Source organism: Hyphomicrobium sp. MC1, from assembly GCF_000253295.1.
Lineage (GTDB): Bacteria > Pseudomonadota > Alphaproteobacteria > Rhizobiales > Hyphomicrobiaceae > Hyphomicrobium_B.
In genome coordinates, this window is sequence record NC_015717.1 from 4,310,577 (window position 1) to 4,327,578 (window position 17,002).

General features: G+C 57.6%; 15 protein-coding genes. 5 read left to right on the forward strand and 10 right to left on the reverse strand.

Annotated elements, in window-relative coordinates; translation table 11 throughout:
* The first annotated feature begins 184 nt into the window (after window positions 1–184).
* Together mprF and HYPMC_RS20715 are read left to right on the forward strand one after the other, a co-directional pair.
* A complete protein-coding gene (mprF, locus tag HYPMC_RS20710; RefSeq protein ID WP_013950077.1) occupies window positions 185–2,824 on the forward strand; it encodes a bifunctional lysylphosphatidylglycerol flippase/synthetase MprF in 2,640 nt (879 codons plus the stop codon).
* Entirely contained in the window at window positions 2,800–4,191 is a 1,392-nt protein-coding gene (locus HYPMC_RS20715) for a virulence factor family protein (protein WP_013950078.1), read from the forward strand. The genes mprF and HYPMC_RS20715 overlap by 25 nt, the downstream gene beginning before the upstream one ends.
* A gap of 13 nt (window positions 4,192–4,204) precedes the next feature.
* Here the strand turns inward: HYPMC_RS20715 and HYPMC_RS20720 are convergent, their stop codons facing one another.
* Entirely contained in the window at window positions 4,205–4,495 is a 291-nt protein-coding gene (locus HYPMC_RS20720) for a PilZ domain-containing protein (RefSeq protein WP_013950079.1), read from the reverse strand.
* Between the two features lie 918 nt (window positions 4,496–5,413).
* On the opposite strand from HYPMC_RS20720, the gene HYPMC_RS20725 reads away from it, so the two are divergent.
* Together HYPMC_RS20725 and HYPMC_RS20730 are read left to right on the forward strand one after the other, a co-directional pair.
* Window positions 5,414–5,776 (forward strand): response regulator, encoded by a 363-nt coding sequence (locus HYPMC_RS20725; protein WP_013950081.1) that lies wholly within the window; start codon window positions 5,414–5,416, stop codon window positions 5,774–5,776.
* Complete coding sequence (locus HYPMC_RS20730) at window positions 5,773–7,128, forward strand: bifunctional diguanylate cyclase/phosphodiesterase (protein WP_013950082.1); 1,356 nt, start codon at window positions 5,773–5,775, stop codon at window positions 7,126–7,128. The genes HYPMC_RS20725 and HYPMC_RS20730 overlap by 4 nt, the downstream gene beginning before the upstream one ends.
* 88 nt (window positions 7,129–7,216) lie before the next feature.
* Here the strand turns inward: HYPMC_RS20730 and HYPMC_RS24585 are convergent, their stop codons facing one another.
* A complete protein-coding gene (locus HYPMC_RS24585; protein ID WP_157135482.1) occupies window positions 7,217–7,564 on the reverse strand; it encodes a hypothetical protein in 348 nt (115 codons plus the stop codon).
* A gap of 33 nt (window positions 7,565–7,597) precedes the next feature.
* Between HYPMC_RS24585 and HYPMC_RS20735 the strand changes: the two genes are divergently transcribed.
* A complete protein-coding gene (locus tag HYPMC_RS20735; protein WP_157135483.1) occupies window positions 7,598–8,845 on the forward strand; it encodes a hypothetical protein in 1,248 nt (415 codons plus the stop codon).
* On the opposite strand, the gene HYPMC_RS20740 is transcribed toward HYPMC_RS20735, so the two are convergent.
* The 8 genes from HYPMC_RS20740 to HYPMC_RS20775 form a co-directional block, all read right to left on the reverse strand.
* Window positions 8,842–9,936, reverse strand: a complete 1,095-nt coding sequence (locus HYPMC_RS20740; protein WP_013950084.1) for a chemotaxis response regulator protein-glutamate methylesterase — start codon at window positions 9,934–9,936, stop codon at window positions 8,842–8,844. The genes HYPMC_RS20735 and HYPMC_RS20740 overlap by 4 nt on opposite strands.
* Window positions 9,937–10,806 carry a protein-glutamate O-methyltransferase CheR gene (locus HYPMC_RS20745; RefSeq protein ID WP_013950085.1) on the reverse strand — a complete coding sequence of 290 codons (870 nt, stop codon included), beginning with the start codon at window positions 10,804–10,806 and terminating at the stop codon, window positions 9,937–9,939.
* A gap of 21 nt (window positions 10,807–10,827) precedes the next feature.
* A complete protein-coding gene (locus tag HYPMC_RS20750) occupies window positions 10,828–11,313 on the reverse strand; it encodes a chemotaxis protein CheW (protein WP_013950086.1) in 486 nt (161 codons plus the stop codon).
* Window positions 11,313–13,166 (reverse strand): methyl-accepting chemotaxis protein, encoded by a 1,854-nt coding sequence (locus tag HYPMC_RS20755; RefSeq protein ID WP_013950087.1) that lies wholly within the window; start codon window positions 13,164–13,166, stop codon window positions 11,313–11,315. Before HYPMC_RS20755 ends, HYPMC_RS20750 begins: the two co-directional genes overlap by 1 nt.
* Window positions 13,167–13,307: 141 nt before the next feature.
* Window positions 13,308–13,784 (reverse strand): chemotaxis protein CheW, encoded by a 477-nt coding sequence (locus HYPMC_RS20760; RefSeq protein WP_013950088.1) that lies wholly within the window; start codon window positions 13,782–13,784, stop codon window positions 13,308–13,310.
* A 34-nt stretch (window positions 13,785–13,818) separates the two neighbouring features.
* Window positions 13,819–15,795, reverse strand: coding sequence for a chemotaxis protein CheA (locus HYPMC_RS20765; protein ID WP_013950089.1), 1,977 nt, complete (start codon window positions 15,793–15,795; stop codon window positions 13,819–13,821).
* Window positions 15,792–16,160, reverse strand: coding sequence for a response regulator (locus tag HYPMC_RS20770; protein ID WP_013950090.1), 369 nt, complete (start codon window positions 16,158–16,160; stop codon window positions 15,792–15,794). The genes HYPMC_RS20765 and HYPMC_RS20770 overlap by 4 nt, the downstream gene beginning before the upstream one ends.
* Before the next feature lies 1 nt (window position 16,161).
* Window positions 16,162–16,479 (reverse strand): hypothetical protein, encoded by a 318-nt coding sequence (locus HYPMC_RS20775; RefSeq protein WP_013950091.1) that lies wholly within the window; start codon window positions 16,477–16,479, stop codon window positions 16,162–16,164.
* Between the last annotated feature and the right edge of the window lie 523 nt (window positions 16,480–17,002).

Consider the following 17,002-nt stretch of genomic DNA (forward strand, 5'->3'; position numbering starts at 1 on the left):
TGCCGATGCGCTAAACGTGCGGCCTTTTAGCTTTGCACGTCCGCCGTCGGCCGGCCTGTGGAGATTGGCGATAACGTAAGAAGAGCGTTTCTTTCAAGATTACCAATGCCTAACTTTTCCGGCTCCGAGCCCCGCGCTAGCACCGGTGCGGATCAATCTTCCCTTTCAGATGGTACACTTTACAATGGCTGAGACGCAGAATGAGGCTCCACAGCCGACGGCGCCCAGCCCAAGACTTCTCGAACGCATCGATTGGTCCGTTGTCGGCGCCATCGTCGCGCTCGCGGCGTTCTCTTATGCGGCGACGGTCCTTTATCGGAACCTCGAAGAGATCTCGTGGCCGCAGGTCCGGCACACGATAGCAACGTTCCCGCTTTCGCATCTGGCGCTCTCCGGGCTGTTTACGGTCCTCTCCTATGCGGCGCTGGTAGGCTATGACCTCATCGCGCTCAGGGTTGTCGGCGCTAGGCAGGTCCCGCTACGCATTGCGACGATCACGTCTTTCATCAGCCATGCCGTCACCTTTACGTTCGGCTTCGGCGTCCTCACAGGCGGGGCAGTCCGGCTGCGGCTCTATCGCGTCTGGGGCGTCGATACCGACCGCGTCCTCGGCATCGTAATGCTTTGTGCGCTAAGTTTCTGGGCAGGTCTTGCGACAATTGCCGGGATCTGCCTCGCGGTCGATCCGCAGCTCGTCTCCGCACTGGTGCATCTGAGCGTCCCCACGTGCCGGCTGGCGGGAACGATGATCCTGGCCGTCATTGCTGTCTGGCTCGTCTACGTGTCGATCCATCCAATCCGGATCGAAATCGGGAATTGGAGGCTGCCGCTCCCCGGCACGCGCGCAACGATCGGGGCAATCTTCGTCGGCATGCTCGACGTTGCGGCGGCGGCATCGGCGCTTTGGGTGCTGTTGCCCCAAGAGCTGCACATTACGATGCCGGGCTTTTTCGTTGTTTTTGCCCTCGCGACTGTGCTCGGCGTGGTCAGTCACGTACCGGGCGGCCTCGGCGTATTCGACGCCGTCATCCTACTTGGCGTGACGCAACATCCGAGCGGCGAACTCGTCGGTTCGCTCCTGCTTTTCCGGCTGATTTATTACATCGCGCCAGTCATTGTCGCGCTGACGATGCTGATGGTGCACGAGATGCGCGGCCGAAGGGGTTTAGCGCATGAGGACGACAGCACGTCCGCCACGATCATCGAACCGATCATTCCGCCGCTCGCGGCTGTCGTGACCTTTTCCGGCGGGCTGATCCTGGTGATTTCTGGAACGCTGCCCGCCCACCGCCTGTGGCTCATTCGCGATTTTCTGCCGTTGCCATTCGTCGAGGCATCGCATTTCATTGCGAGCCTCGTCGGAACCGTTCTTCTGCTGATCGCAAACGGCCTCGCGCACCGGCTACGTTCAGCGTGGCAACTGGCAATCGTCCTGCTGCTCAGCGGCGCTGTTTTTTCCATCACAAAGGGTTTCGATTTCATCGAAGCGCTCGCTTGTCTCGCGGCGGCATTGATCCTGATTGCGGGACGGCGGGAGTTCTACCGCAAGGGCGGCGTACTTGCAGGCCGGCTCTCGGCATCAGCAATTCTTGCGGTGTTGATCGCCATCGGCGCGTCGATCCTAATCGGACTGGCCATCTATCGCGGCGTGCCCTACGACAATTCGCTGTGGTGGGAATTCGCCTACCATCAGGATGCCTCGCGCTTTCTGCGCGCTACGCTCGGCGCCGCGATCATCGTGATGATCATCGCCTCTTACCAGCTGCTCCACAAGGCGCCGAACATCAGCCGCAAGGCCTCAGCCGCAGAACTTCGGCGTGCGAAGGAAATCGCACATCATTCCTCGCAAGTCACAGCCGAGCTCGCATTCACCGGGGACAAGCGCTTTCTGTTTTCGCAAAGCGGCAACGGTTTCATGATGTATGGCGTTCGCGGATCGACGTGGGTCGCGATGGGCGACCCGATTGCGAACAACAGCGCCGATCTCATCGATCTCGTTTGGCGGTTCAAGGAAGGCGCCGACGAGCAGAAAGGGGCTCCGGTTTTCTATCAGATCACTGCCGATCATCTACCTGTCTATCTCGATGCCGGTTTTTCCTTGATCAAGCTCGGAGAGGAAGCGTGGGTCAATCTCGAAACGTTCACGCTGGATGGCAAGGCTGGAAAACGGCTTCGTCAAACTAAGACGCGTGCCGAAAAGGCCAATATCGAATTCGAAATCTTGCCCGCTACGATCGTGCCGAAATTCTTTCCGGCGTTAAAGCGCGTATCGGACGCGTGGCTCGCACAGCGTGGACATCGCGAGAAGGGCTTTTCACTCGGCTTTTGGAATCCCGAGTATGTCGAACGCCACGACATTGCGGTGCTTCGTCATGAAAATCGCATCGTGGCATTCGCGAACCTCTGGCGGAACGCTCCGGCTTCTGCGTGCACGCTGGATTTGATGCGCCAGGTTCCCGGCGCTCCGGAGGGGGCGATGGAATATCTTGTGCTCAAGCTTTTGGAGCAGGCGAAGGCCGAAGGCTATAAATGGTTCAATCTCGGAATGGCACCGCTCTCGGGCCTTCCCGATCACAGACTGGCATCGCGGTGGGCTCGTCTCGCCGGTTTATTTTTCCGATACGGCGACCGGCTCTATCACTTCGAGGGGGTCCGTATTTTCAAAAGCAAGTTCAAGCCGGAGTGGCGCACAAAATACCTCGCCTATGAGCACGGGTTGCGCCTGCCGCAAACGCTTTTCGACATCACCTCCCTCATCAGTGCCAGCGCACGGCGCTCAACATCCGACGGGAATAAAGAATGGTCCAAAGATCGCGCTATCTAGACATCGCTCGCGTGTTGGCCGCAGCCTTCGGCATTTTTTGTGTGATTATCTCTATCGGAACGCCTGCGTCCGCCGACACGAAAACTATCGCGCAGAAGCGATTTGGCAATGTCCCGGTCCTGTGGTCCGGCAATGCACCTTCCGCCTTTGTCGTTCTGATGGCTGATCCCGATGCAGCGTCGCCTTCCTACAAGCCCATAGCCGCCGCGCTCGAGAGCCAAGGCGCGGCGGTCGCAATTCTCGACGCCGGCGTGATGCGTGACATTCTCAATACGACCGTCCCGGCGGGCCAATGCAATCAACTCTTCGGCGACATCGAAGATCTCGTGCGCCTGTCCGAACGTGCGCTCGGCATGCAAGCGTGGGAGTCGCCGGTTTTCTTCGGCCTCGGGCGATCCGGCACGATCGCGTATCTCACTCTGGCGCAAGCACCGCCGAACAGTGTGTCTGGGGCGCTGAGTTCCGGATTTTCGCCTTCGCTCACATCAAAGGATGCTTTTTGCAGCGGCGCGCCGGTTCTTGGGAACAAGGATGGCGCGTTCGAATATGGGCCGATCAAGCTCAACGGCAAATGGACACTCTTTACGGAGGATCCGGCTAGTCCCGCTCTCAAACCCTTCGTCGCGGTCAATCCCGGTACTTCAATCGAACATGGTGAGGCGACCAATGATTCAACCCTATCGTTGGCGATCAAAGCCGTGTTCGACATGACCCTCGTGCCGAAAGCCTCCATTAGCGATCTGCCGCTGACCGAACTTCCCGCGAAGAGCCCTACGGGGCTTGCGATCTTTCTTTCGGGAGATGGCGGATGGCGGGACATCGACAAGCAAATCGGCGAGACGCTGTCGAAAAACGGCATCTCCGTTATCGGCCTCGATACCCTCCGGTACTTCTGGAGCGAGAAGGACCCGCAGACGATCGCCGACGATCTCGATCGCATCGCGCGTTATTATAGAACGGCGTGGCATATCCAGGATGTTTCATTGATTGGCTACTCATTCGGAGCTGCAACCATTCCAATGGTCTGGACGAAGCTCGATCCCGATCTGCAAAAGCAGGTCAAGCTGATCGTGCTGATGGCGCCGGAGCCAGTTGGGCGTCTCGAAATGTCAATGGCAGGTTGGCTCGGCATTCCATCGTCCGCCGACATCAGCCTGCGTCCGTTCATGGCCGAGTTACCCAAGGTTAAGGTGACGTGCATCTTCAGCGTTGAAGAAAAAGCGGATGGTGATACCGGATGTACGTTGTCGGAACTCAAAGGCGCAACGCTTATTGAAAGAACCGGCGGTCATCATTTCGGCGGCGCGTACTTAGAGATCGCGAAGCTCATTTTGGACCGCTGGGCGGCCGCCGAAAGACAGCATTGACCCAGACGTTTGCTTATACCCGCTTGCCGAAGCCGGCTGACCGGCGCGCAGCCGGCACGGCGATGGCGGCATCCACGTATTGAACACCGGCGCGATTTGGGGACGTCCACTTGACGCGCACACGACGGCGACTGCCAGAGAACGTATCGTGGATGACGAATGATTTCGGCAACCACTCGCTGTTTTCAACCAGCAGCAACGCTCCGCCGCGCGAGGTATCGGCGATGCGGCACGTCAAGACCTGACCCTCGCCGAGTTCAATTTTCGCCGGACGACTTACGGGTTTTCGTTCTTCTTTGCGCATGGCGAATGTTCAAAAAATCAGAAATTTAATGGAACATTTACCGATCTCAGGGCCGAGCCGACGAGCACAATCACTGTTGATGGTAACTGCTCGAGACGGAGCAGTTCGATTGCAGGCCTGAAAAACCAGTGCTGTCATTGCCCTACGGAGCCGTTGGCGCAAAAACGAATGACGTTCATTTTGCGTGCTATAGCCCCGGCCCGCAATGCGTCAGATGAGCCAAACGGGTCTCGTTGCGATATTCGAAGGAGCAACACCTGCGGCAATTATTAGGAAATTAATGCCCTGGTTTTCTCGCTTGCGATTTGGCCGCTCCATCCGATCACGCATTGCCCCCAAGGTCGACTCGCAGCGCCTGCATGGAAATTGAGCGTCGCGACGGACTCAGCCATTCGCTGCATTCCGGTTGATGAAAAGACGGAACTCACGTTTGCAAGCGGCAACCTTTTTGCCTGGAAGACAATCGCGAGATCAATCGATGCATTTCAGGCGAATAGAGCCTGCGGACGTAATTCGCCACGTGCGAGCAAGACGGGCCGCTAGAACCTCCTCTCTCTAGGCCACGCACGCTGAATCGTACTAATGGTTTAATTGCAATGTCTCGATCGCGCTTGCGTCGAATGCTGATCACTTGCATGCCATCGCGATAATCGTCTTTCAAAAAGCGCCTCGGCCATTTTCAAAAAACGCGTGGTAATTCTTCGCTTAGTCCGCCTCGAAACAGCTTTATGCCGATTTTATTATTCAAAAGTCGCAGTGATATTTTAAAATTCCGGTTCCTAAGTGCCATTCGGAAATGTGGCAAATTAAGCGATCTTTCACTCCTGTGGCGTACTATTGAACTACGTGCAAGCAGTGACGTGTCGTGCCGCAGCATTGCGTTCGTACGTGAGAATTTGCGTCATGGTGGGGAAGGTTATGCCGACACTGCTCGCGATCGATGATTCGCCAAGCGTCCGGCAGATGATCCGGGTAACATTCGTAAGCGCCGGCTTCGATATCATAGAAGCATCCGACGGGCTCGAGGGCCTGCAAAAGGCGACGTCCAATCTCGTCGACATCGTCGTGACGGATCTCAACATGCCACGAATGAACGGCCTCGCGTTCATTCGGCATTTGCGCGCGCGACCATCCTATCACGGTCTGCCCATTATCGTATTGACAACCGAGTCCGATCAGGCCGCGCGTAAAGAAGCCAGTGCCGCGGGCGCGTCGGCGTGGATCACTAAGCCGTTCAGCGCACAGGGGCTTCTCGATATCGCGAGCGGATTTTTGAAATGATCGAATTCTCCGGCTCAGAATCTGAGCATGAACTTATCGTACGTCTCAGTCAGCTGGCGATTTGTGATCCGTTGACTGGCCTACACAATCGCGGAACGCTCAAAGAATTATTCGCAAGAATTCTCGAGCAAGCGACGATCGACCGGCAAACCGTCGGAATTCTCTATATCGACCTCGACGATTTTCGTGCCGTTAACAAGTTGCATGGCCAGGCGGTCGGAGATGTCATCATCAGCCGCATCGCCAACCGTCTGCGTTCGATCTCTAGCGACACCGACACGATCGTGCGCACCGGCGGCGACGAATTTTTGCTGATCTCCCCCAGCGATAAACCGGACTGCGAGTTTAGCGCGAAGGCGCATCACATCGTTGACACGCTGCGCGAGCCCCACGTCCTCGAAAACGGCAAGACGATCCGCGTCACGGCTTGTGTCGGCACCGCACTCTTTCCCATCCACGGGGCCGATCATGAGGAGTTAATCGCCGCGGCCGAATTGGCGCTCCACCACGCCAAGAAAATCGGCGATGAGGTCATGGCGTTTTCCCCTGAGATGCTGAATACAGAGCACCGGCGTCTGATCTTCGAACATGACGTCAGCCTCTCGCTGGAACGGGGCGAGCTTTCCCTCGCCTTCCAACCCCAGGCGGAAGCCTCAACGTCCGCCATCAGTGGATTTGAAGCGCTTGCGCGTTGGCAGCATCCCGATTTTGGTCCGGTGTCTCCCGCCGATTTTATCCCCGCGGCCGAGGCATCCGGAGCCATCGGCGCCATCGGCGCCTATGTCCTGCGTGAGGCTTGCCGCGAAGCCTCCTCGTGGAAAAACGGTCTTCGCATTGCTGTCAACGTATCGCCCGTGCAAATCGAACGCGGCGATTTCGTACAGGTCGTCAGAAACGCGCTCATCGAAACCGGTTTGGCGCCGGAACGCCTTGAAATCGAAGTGACCGAGAGCCTGTTCATCCAGAACCTCGCTTACGCGTCGAAGGTTCTCACTGGGGTTAAGGACCTCGGCGTCAGCGTTGCGCTCGATGACTTCGGCACCGGCTATTCGTCGCTCGGCACGCTCCGCGCTTTCCCGTTCGACCGCATCAAGATCGATCGGAGTTTCGTCTTCGATATGGTTCGCAATTCCAACGCGGCTGCAATCGTCGATTCCGTGCTTGGGCTTGGACGCGCGATGGGTTTGACGGTCGTTGCTGAAGGCGTCGAAACAGAAGAACAACTGAAACTTCTACGAACGCTCGGATGCCAGCAGATCCAGGGCTATCTTATCGGCAAGCCGATGCCGGCGGGACATTACGCCGCCGTCACCGGTAAAGTCTCCAATCATACATCGCCAGTTATGGTCTGACTCGTGCGCAACAGTGCTTGTGCCGAACGCGCAAACTTTCGGCCGTCATACCAAATTGGACACCCGCATTTCGATGATTGAGGCAATCTTAGGCCATCTGGAAACTTCGCGAAGCCAGATCGAGGGGAAATTCTCGCGCGCCGGAACGATACTCGAATCCGCCGTCTCTTTGATCAGTCAGCAGCTCGAATACCTTCAGCAGTTGAGTAACCTTCTTGACGGCGAAGCTGTTGGAGAAGCGACGCGGGAACTCTCCGCCGCCGCCGAAGAGCTGCGGTCTCTGCCGAATATGCTCAGTGAGCGCGGGCAAGAGCTGCGCGATCTGGAATGCCGAAGCGCTGAATTGCTGCGCGATATCGAAGATATGCGAAGCCTTCTGCGCTACCTTCTGGTCTTCGCCCTCAACTTGAAGATCACTGCCGCCGACGATCAGCAAGACGCCCAACAGTTTCACGCCTTTTCTCAGGAAATGCGGACCAGAATCGAGGTCGGCGGCACCGAACTCAATGACATCGATATGCGGCTCAACGGTCTTCTTGACCAGGTCCGCGCGGCGCTGAAGCTTGAATCTGGCCTCGCCGAAGAAGTCTCCGCGATGGTTCCGGCCGTTCCCAATCATTTGGCGGACGATGCGACCGCGATCCGGGTGCATCAAAAGCAGATCGCCGACATGACCGGTGAAGCCTCTGCGCTTGCGCAAAATATCCAGCTCAAGGTCGTCGATGCGCTATCGTCGCTTCAAATTGGAGATATATCGCGGCAGCGCATCGAGCACATTCAGAATGGGCTCAATCTCCTGACCGAAGCCGATTCTCGCTTGGCGCAAGACGGGCTCTCGGACGACACGAGAAAGCGATTTACCAAATTCATCTGCCGTCTGCTCGCCACGCAACTCGCGGATACGGCCCAGGACTTCGAGCGCGGTTCCCGCGTGATGCTCGCCAACATGGCTGGAATGGCAGCCGATGCGCAATCTCTTTTGCGCCTCCAGCAAACGCAAAGCTCATCAGATAGCCATAACAATCTTCGATCTCTCGAGCGAAGCGTCGCTGACGCCGAAATCCTCGTCACAGATATGGAGCAAGCAGTCGCGGCGGCCAATGATGTCCGATCCGCGACGGCTCTCACGGTCGACGAGTTGCTGCGGCGGATCGATACGATCAAACGCGTTCGCGAAGACGTGCAATTCATGGCGCTCAACACGACGGTCAGCTGCTCGCGGATGGGCGACGCGGGAAAGCCGCTCCAGGTCATTGCCATCGAGCTGCGCCTCTACGCCAAAAAGCTCGATTCCATTGCCGATGTGACGCTCGCGGCACTTCGTTCCCTCGGCGAGGATATGGCGCATTTGAATGCGGACCGCGCAGAGACTAGCCCGAAATCCAAGCTCGAATGCGCAGCCGCACGCTTGCGCGACGCTGCCGATCTCGCAGAGTCTCGGCTCGCGACAATCATGGGACAAGGAAAGGACGTTGTCGATTCGCTCTCGAAAGCCGAGACCGAGTTGAATTTCGATGCCGAACTCGGAAACGTTTTGTCGACTTCCGCGGCGTCACTTCAATCGCTTGCCGGTGAAGACGATATTGACGTCGCGGATATTCTTGATCCGCTGAAAAGCCTTCTCGATGCTATCGCTGCAACCTATACGATGGCGAGAGAGCGAGACGTACACGCACATTGTTTGCCCGATGCGGCCGTCTCGGCGCGTGCCGCTTAGCTGCGGCTTGCAGCTCGCAACACTTCGCTTGCGATCGCGTTCAGGGGCACCACCTTAGTGGCTGCCCCTCTTGCGATGGCCTCTTTTGGCATGCCGAAGACCACCGACGTCGCTTCGTCTTGGGCAATCGTGAAGGCGTTTGCGGCTTTCATTTCCTTAAGCCCGCGCGCACCATCGTCGCCCATGCCCGTCATGATGACGCCGACGGCATTGGAACCAGCCGATTGCGCGGCCGACCGAAACAGCACGTCGACCGACGGGCGATGGCGAGAGACCAGCGGGCCGCTCTTGACGGACACGAAATACCTCGCGCCCTGCCGTTCCAGCATCATATGTCTGTCGCCTGGCGCGATAAGGACGTGGCCGCGCAGCACGGCATCGCCGTCGACCGCTTCCTTCACTTCGACGGCGCAGAGTGAATTCAGGCGTTTGGCAAAGGCCGCAGTAAATTTCTCCGGCATGTGCTGCACAATGACGATGCCCGGCGCATTCGCGGGCATGGCTTCCAAGACGACGCGCAGCGATTCCGTTCCGCCAGTAGAGGCGCCCATACACACGACCATTTCGGTTGTTTTCGCCATAGCGCGGCCGGACGGTGGCGGAAGCATCGCGTCCGCCGTCAGCTTCTTTTCCGGTCCTCCCATGCTGACTTCCATCGCATCGCGCGGCCGTCGTCCGCCGACCCGAGCCAAAGCCGCGCTTTTGACCACTTCGCAAATTCTAAGCGAGCTTTCGGCGAGATGATCGGCAACGCCGATCCGCGGCTTCAAGATGATGTCGACGGCACCTGCCTCCAACGCCTGCATCAGCGTTTCCGATCCTGCCTCCGTCAGCGAAGAGCACATGACGACCGGAACCGGCCGCTGCGCCATCAGCTTTCTGAGAAACGTAATGCCGTCCATACGCGGCATCTCGACATCAAGCGTGATGACATCCGGGACCTCATCCTGGATACGACGTGCAGCGGCGATCGGGTCGGAGGCTGCGCCCATGACTTCGATGTCCGGGTCCGAGCTCAACACCGCCGTCAGGGTTTGGCGCACGCTTGCCGAGTCGTCGATAATCAGAACGCGTATCTTTTTATGAGGCATCTATCGCGTCTTCTGAAAAATGGTATTTGCGACCTGTTTGACCGGAAGTGAAAATCCGCCAATGGATTCGGAATGACCAATGAACAGATAGCCGTTCGGCGCGAGACAATCGCAAAGCCGCGATAGAACGGCTTCCTGCACCTTTTTCTCGAAATAGATGAGCACATTTCGGCAGAAGATAACGTCGACCGGTGCGCCAATTGCGTAGCTATCGTCCATAAGGTTCAGCCGGGCGAAACCGATCTTCGATCGAAGCGAATGGTGGATGCGAACCTGCCGGTCGCCACGGACCGAACGCAGCACGTATTTCCGCGCCATGTCGGGGGGGACCGGATCCATCATCTCTTCGGGATAGATGCCACGAACCGCGGTCGACAGAACCTCGGTGCTTAGATCTGTCGCGAGGATCGAATATCCAAGCCGATAGCTCTGCCTGAAGTCTTCAAGGATCATCGCCAACGTGTAGGGTTCGGCGCCGGTCGAGCATGCCGCGCTCCAAATGCGAACCTCACCTTTGTCTCGCTGCATCATCGCGGGCAGAACATTTTCGACTAGGTAAGCGAAGTGGTTGGGTTCCCGAAAGAAATCCGTCTTGTTCGTCGTCGCGACGTCGATCAGATGAACGGCTTCGGACTCGATGCCATCTTCATCAAAAAGGAAGTGACAATAACTGTCGAGTGAGGCGTGGCCGGTGACGCGCAAGCGCCGCCGGAGCCGTCCCTCAAGCATCGTCACTTTGGTCGGCGGCATGCGGATGCCGCTATACCCATTGATGAAACGCGCCAAGCGATCGAAGTTGCGCTTGCTCAGGTTATCGCTGCGCAGCCGCGTATCTTGCCCGCGGTCGACGCTGAGGCCTTGAGAAGTCATACCAAAAGCTCCGTAGACCGGTTACGCAGCGGCCGCAGTTTGCGAAAGCACCGCCGACTCGGACGACGAGAACAGTTTTGGCAGGTCGACCAGCACGACGAAACCTTCGGGCCGCTGGACCACACCGGCGATGTAGTCCGAGCGCCAGCGAACGCCGATGTCCGGCGCCGCTTCGATCTGATTGCTGTGGAAGGGCGTTACTTCGAAGACCCGATCCGCCACAAGACCCAGGCACAGGACTCGCCCCGCAAGCGCCACATCCAAAACGAGGATGCGCGTGTGTGGCGTCGGCTCCGTCGGCGCCAGCCCGAGACGCTGGCGCAGATCTATAGTCGGTACGCCTTGGCCCCGAACGTCGGTGAGGCCAAGGAGATAGTCGGGACCGTGCGGAATCCTGAATGCCTTTCGGTAATCCAGGATCTCGCGCACTTCCCTAACGGGGACCGCGAAGACTTCGTCGGCCAAGCTAAACGTCACATATTGAGCTTCGGACCCAGCGCTGGTCATCACGCCGACTCCCGGAAATTTGCATCGTCGGCATCAGGGCCACCCGTGCTCAAGTCCAGGGCAAAGCCCTTCACACGCGACTGAAGTTCGGCAACGGTATTGCGGTGCGCGGACGAGGTCGCTTTCTTCTCAGCGGAAGCCCTGGCAAGCGCTTTCTGAGCGGCCGACGGCTTTGCCGATGTGATCCGCTTGACGGACGCCGAGCGGACGTTCGCAGACTCGGACGAGCGGTTCGAGTCGTCGGTCCGGAAGAACGCGATGCTCTGCTGAAGCTCCTCGGCCTGCGCCGCCAATTCTTCAGAGGTCGCCGACATTTCTTCCGAGGCACCGGCGTTCTGCTGCGTGACCTTATCGAGCTGCTGGATCGCCTCATTGATCTGCGAAGCACCGATATCCTGTTCACGGCACGCGGCGCTGATCTCAGCAACGAGTTCCGCCGTCTTACGGATATCCGGAACCAAGCGCGTCAGCATTTCGCCGGCTTCCTGCGCCGCTTTCACGGTGTCGCCGGACACCGCGCCGATCTCTGCGGCCGCAGTCTGGCTGCGTTCCGCGAGCTTGCGCACTTCGGATGCAACGACCGCGAAGCCCTTGCCGTGCTCGCCAGCGCGCGCGGCTTCGACCGCGGCGTTGAGAGCCAGAAGATCCGTCTGGCGGGCGATCTCCTGAACGATACCGATTTTTTCTGCAATCGTGCGCATCGCGTTGACTGCGCGGCTCACTGCGTCGCCGCTTGCTTCAGCATCTTTCGACGATTGACGCGCGATCTTCTCTGTCTGCGCAGCGTTATCAGCGTTCTGCTTAATGTTCGCCGCCATTTCTTCCATCGACGCCGATGCTTCTTCGGCGGCCGAAGCCTGTTCGGTTGCGCCCTGCGATACCTGCTCGGAGGCCGAAGATAGCTGCTGGCTGCCAGCCGATACGTTTCTCGAAGCCGCGACCGCATCCGATACGACGCCCCGCAGGCGCTCGACCATGCTTTCCAGGGCGTGACCCAGCGTGTCCTTGTCCGAAAGCGGCTTCGGCTGCACCGTGAGATCGCCACCTGCAATCTGATTGGCGATGTCGGCAGTCTCGCGAAGGTTCGAGGTCATGCGATTCATTGCATCGATGAGGTCTTTGATCTCGTCGTTGCTCTTTGCTTCAATTTGCTGGCCGAGATCGCCGATGGCGACGGCTTGAGCCAACGATACACCTTTCGAAAGGCCACGAGAAATATTGAGCGAAATCCAGATGGCCGCTGCGATTGAAACAACGATCAGAAGAATTGCGGCACTGATCAGAATGTTTCGCGACATCGCGTATTCGGCACTCGTCTCCTCATCGGTCGCTTTCATATTGGCGTCTGCCGCGTCTCGCACCCGGTCCGCTAAGGCGAGAAGTTCATTCTGCTTTTTTCGGGCATCCCCGATCGACAGGGCGCCAGCCTGCGCATTGGACTCGTTGGTGTTCAGCGTCGCAAGACGTATGACCTCGCGATTCTCTACAAGGTATTCATTATAGGATCGTCCCAAATCCGCCAGGATCGATTTCATCTCGTCGTTTGCGATCGACGTGATTTTCGGGAGCAGTACACTAACCTTATCTGCCGCATCTTCCGATTTTTTCTTGAACTCGGTTGTCAATGCGGGGTCATTGGTCATCGCAGCGTTCTTCTCGTTGCGAGACATCGTATTCAACGCGTTCTGGAGGTCGCCGATAAGCTGCGTCTCCTTCACGGGACCCGCAAGCATATCTGTGATCGCCGAGTTGAGAGAACTTAGATTGGCGATCGAAAGTCCCGCCATCACACAGGAGAGAATCGTCAGAACCGCGAACGTAGCGGCCAGCTTGGCCTTGATCGTGAATCGCATTGCGTTTGCCCTAAAATTTGGAAACCTTGTGGTTTCCAGCGCACTTCATGAACTGTTTGCGATAGCTTCGCCGCTGCTATCGAACGGAACTCGTCATGAGTCTCGCCGGCGCATCCATGCGCAGGGCCTTCAAAAAAACGCTCAAGCGACTGCTTTGAGCGATCCTCCTGTCGTTTCCGAATGGATCGAGAAAATATTCTGAAGATCAGGAAGCACGATAAACTCGCCTCCCTGCTTGACGACGCATTTCACATATTCGGATCGCCACCGCATGCCCACGCTCGGCGGCGGCTCGCTGCGGCAAAGATCAAGTGTCGTGACTTCGTTCACGCGGTCGGTCCGAAGTCCGATGAAGCTCGCGACTCCATCGATATCGAGTTCGATCACGACAGTACGACTGTCGATCGTCAGCGGTCCGGCTTCCATTCCGAATGCGACATGCAGATTCGCGAGGGGGATGACTTTGCCGCGGAAATTTATGACGCCGCCGACCAGCTTTGAAGCCGTCGGCACGATCGTCACGATCGGCATGTCCATGATCTCGCGGACAATGCTCGCCTCCAAGGCAAACGTCTCGTCTTGGAGATCGAACGTCAGTACTTCAATTTCTTGCGTCATAGCCGAATGCCTTCGTCGTTATGGTCGGACGTGCTCAACCGGCCTTGCGCAGCTGCGCCTCGGCCATTTGCCCAGTCGCCACCAGATGCGCGATATCGAGAATGAGCGCGACCGAGCCGTCGCCGAGGATCGTCGCGCCAGAAAACATCGCGACGTCTTCGTGCAGCTTCGACATGGCCTTGATCACGGTCTGATGGTCACCGATGATCTGGTCGACGACCAATCCGACGCGCTCGGCCCCAGTCGAAACGACCACGATTTTCTGGAATTGATCCGGCTGTGTTCCTGTCTGGAAAATTTCGCGAAGCCTGAGGAACGGAACGAGCGTATCGCGCAGCGAGATAAAGCTTCTGCCGCGCGAGCGCAAATCCTGCTCGACCGGCAATTCGAGACATTCCTCGACCGCGGATAGCGGAATGACATAGCGTCCCGTGCCGACTCGAACCAAAAGGCCGTCGATGATGGCAAGCGTCAACGGGATACGAAGCGAGATACGCGAGCCTACGCCCGGCTCGCTGCTGAGATCGATCGATCCGCGCAGCGCTTCCACCGTCCGCTTGACGACGTCCATACCAACTCCGCGGCCGGAGAGATTGGTGACAGCTTGCGCGGTCGAGAAGCCGGGTTGGAAGATCATTTGCAGCAGATCGTGATCACCAATGTGGGCACCCGGCATAATCAAGCCTTGCGCTTCCGCCTTGGCTCGAACACGCGCCCGGTCGATGCCGGCACCGTCGTCCGTGATGGAAATAATGACTTCGCCGCCTGCATGGCGCGCCGAGAGATTGATTTTACCTGCTTCCGGTTTTCCGGCCGCCTTGCGTTTTTCCGGCGTTTCGAGACCGTGATCGACGGAGTTTCTGACGAGATGCACGAGCGGGTCCGCCAGCCGCTCGATAACGGTCTTGTCTACTTCCGTTCCTTCGCCTTCGGTCGTCAGGTCGATCGTCTTGCCCGTCTCGCGTGCGAGATCATGCACGAGGCGACGGAAGCGGCCGAATAGGGTTCCGACGGGAACCATGCGAAGCACCATCATCGTATCGCGCAGCTCGTTGGAGAGCCGCTCGATGTCTTCGGAGACGGCGCGCAGATTAAGGTCCGGGCTGGCGGCGGCAATCTGGCTAAGACGCGATTGCGCGATGACGAGTTCACCGACACGATCCATGAGCTCGTCCAGCCGTTCAGCAGGAACGCGAACGCTTTCAGAGCTTTTGGCTGCCTGGCGCGTGTCGGCACCGGCCGACGGCCGCCGCTTATCCGTCTGCGACGCATCGGACGATGGTGCGGCATCGCTGGAAATTTCCAGCTGGACTGGTTCGCTGTCTTTCTCGGCTTCGACCTGACGAATATCGAGCTTCATGTCATCGATAATGAACATGAAGACGTCTTCTATATCCGTCCGCGGCTTATCGGTGAGAAGTTTGACGTTCCACGTGATGTAGCACTCGTTCGCAACCAGCGCGTCGAGAGCCGGGATTTCCGAAATATCAGCCGCAACGCTACACTCGCCGAGATCGCGCATTTCGGCCAGAAGCGCCAGCGGGTTGCAACCGTTGACCAACGCATTCGGCGGCAGCGAGAAATTAATCTCCCAAGACGTTTTCTCGGGTTCTTCCGGCGGCGGAGCATGTCCTGCCATCTTCACTTCCTGCTCCAGGCGGATGAGCAGTTCCTGGCCTGTCGCCTCGCTGGCTGTTTCGGCTCCTTCGAGCAAAGACCGCATGTGATCTTGCGCAGCCAGAACAACCGAGACGAGGTTCGCCGTTGCCGTGACCTCACCCTTGCGAACCTGATCGAAGGCCGATTCACAATGGTGCGTGAACGATGCAAGCACATCGAACCCGAACATGGCGCCGGAGCCCTTCAGAGTGTGAAGGCTACGAAAAACATCATCGACGAGCGCGCGATCACCGGGCTTCCTCGACAAATCGAGCAAGCCAAGCTCAATGCGATCCAAAAGCTCGTCCGCCTCAGCGCGAAATGTTGCAATTGCATCCGTATTCGAAGTCATTGCCCGAGAACCTTCTTGACGATCTTCAGAAGATTGTCGGCTTGAAAGGGCTTCGTCAGCCAGCCAGTGGCACCCGCGGACTTAGCCCGTTGTTTGAGCGCTGCGTCGGATTCCGTCGTGAGAAAGATGATCGGAACACCGCTGTGCGCCGGGATTTTGCGCAGCTCTTCGATCATCGTCAGCCCATCCATGACGGGCATGTTCAAGTCGGTGATGATGAGGTCGAACTTTCCAGCGTTGGCTTTCTTAATGCCGTCTGCCCCGTCGACCGCCTCGCTGACCTGATAACCGGCCCCTGTCAGCGCCACCTTGATCGCGACCCGGATACTTGATGAATCGTCTACCGTAAGAATTGACGCGGACATTTCAGGCTCCCTCGTGCAACCAGAACCGGCGATTTTCAGCCGACATTTCAGCGAGCAGTCCCGCTCGATCCATAAGGCTCAAAGCACGCCCGGATATCGGAGCGGCGAGCGATAATTGCTTGGAGGCGCCCTGCGCATAGAGCCGCGCGGCGACGATGAGTTGGATGCCGGCGATGTCGACGTCGGACTCTTCGGAGATAAGGAGGTCGAGTGATTCGCTATCGTTTATGGAGCTCAGAATTGCGTTTTTCGCATCGCCGATCGTCCGAATTGTCAACAGACCAGAAATATCCAGCGTCGAATTGCAATTTTCGCTCATTTCCCCTCGGAATGTTGCCGCCGCAAAACTCCGCCCCACTTTCATGACTTACTGAACGACAATAAGTCTGGGCCATTATATGTAGGCGAGGTGTTAATGATGGCCTAACACCAAAAATATCGGATTGTAACTAAAGACCAATATCGCGTCCCAAAAAAGCCGTCGGCGGATTCGATGGCCAATTATCATCAATATTCCAAATTCGGCTGGCCTGTTTTCATGGCAATAATGGAAATATTTTTTCCTTGCGAGGTCGGTCCGGATTCGGTCCCGCTCAGCCGTCGCAATTTAGAGCAATACGGTTACTCAGTATACGTATCACACAGCCCTATTGTCCGTAAATCGCGATAAATTGGCCTTTCCCCCTTACATCTCTGTGCTTATGAGGTGGTCAACGGAAGAAGGCCCAGGGACTGCCCATCTTATAGAGATGGGGATTCCAGCGATCTCTGTTGGATTCAGTGGACGCAATCAACAACGAACAATCGGGCAGACAGTATTTCCCATCAATGGCCGCGGCCCT

What these genes read in the sequence shown, in the direction of transcription:
- mprF (WP_013950077.1), top strand. Translation starts at nt 185, where the DNA reads ATGGCTGAGACGCAGAATGAGGCTCCACAGCCGACGGCGCCCAGCCCA.
- HYPMC_RS20715 (WP_013950078.1), top strand. Translation starts at nt 2,800, where the DNA reads ATGGTCCAAAGATCGCGCTATCTAGACATCGCTCGCGTGTTGGCCGCA.
- HYPMC_RS20720 (WP_013950079.1), bottom strand. Translation starts at nt 4,495, where the DNA reads ATGCGCAAAGAAGAACGAAAACCCGTAAGTCGTCCGGCGAAAATTGAA.
- HYPMC_RS20725 (WP_013950081.1), top strand. Translation starts at nt 5,414, where the DNA reads ATGCCGACACTGCTCGCGATCGATGATTCGCCAAGCGTCCGGCAGATG.
- HYPMC_RS20730 (WP_013950082.1), top strand. Translation starts at nt 5,773, where the DNA reads ATGATCGAATTCTCCGGCTCAGAATCTGAGCATGAACTTATCGTACGT.
- HYPMC_RS20735 (WP_157135483.1), top strand. Translation starts at nt 7,598, where the DNA reads ATGCGGACCAGAATCGAGGTCGGCGGCACCGAACTCAATGACATCGAT.
- HYPMC_RS20740 (WP_013950084.1), bottom strand. Translation starts at nt 9,936, where the DNA reads ATGCCTCATAAAAAGATACGCGTTCTGATTATCGACGACTCGGCAAGC.
- HYPMC_RS20745 (WP_013950085.1), bottom strand. Translation starts at nt 10,806, where the DNA reads ATGACTTCTCAAGGCCTCAGCGTCGACCGCGGGCAAGATACGCGGCTG.
- HYPMC_RS20750 (WP_013950086.1), bottom strand. Translation starts at nt 11,313, where the DNA reads ATGACCAGCGCTGGGTCCGAAGCTCAATATGTGACGTTTAGCTTGGCC.
- HYPMC_RS20755 (WP_013950087.1), bottom strand. Translation starts at nt 13,166, where the DNA reads ATGCGATTCACGATCAAGGCCAAGCTGGCCGCTACGTTCGCGGTTCTG.
- HYPMC_RS20760 (WP_013950088.1), bottom strand. Translation starts at nt 13,784, where the DNA reads ATGACGCAAGAAATTGAAGTACTGACGTTCGATCTCCAAGACGAGACG.
- HYPMC_RS20765 (WP_013950089.1), bottom strand. Translation starts at nt 15,795, where the DNA reads ATGACTTCGAATACGGATGCAATTGCAACATTTCGCGCTGAGGCGGAC.
- HYPMC_RS20770 (WP_013950090.1), bottom strand. Translation starts at nt 16,160, where the DNA reads ATGTCCGCGTCAATTCTTACGGTAGACGATTCATCAAGTATCCGGGTC.
- HYPMC_RS20775 (WP_013950091.1), bottom strand. Translation starts at nt 16,479, where the DNA reads ATGAGCGAAAATTGCAATTCGACGCTGGATATTTCTGGTCTGTTGACA.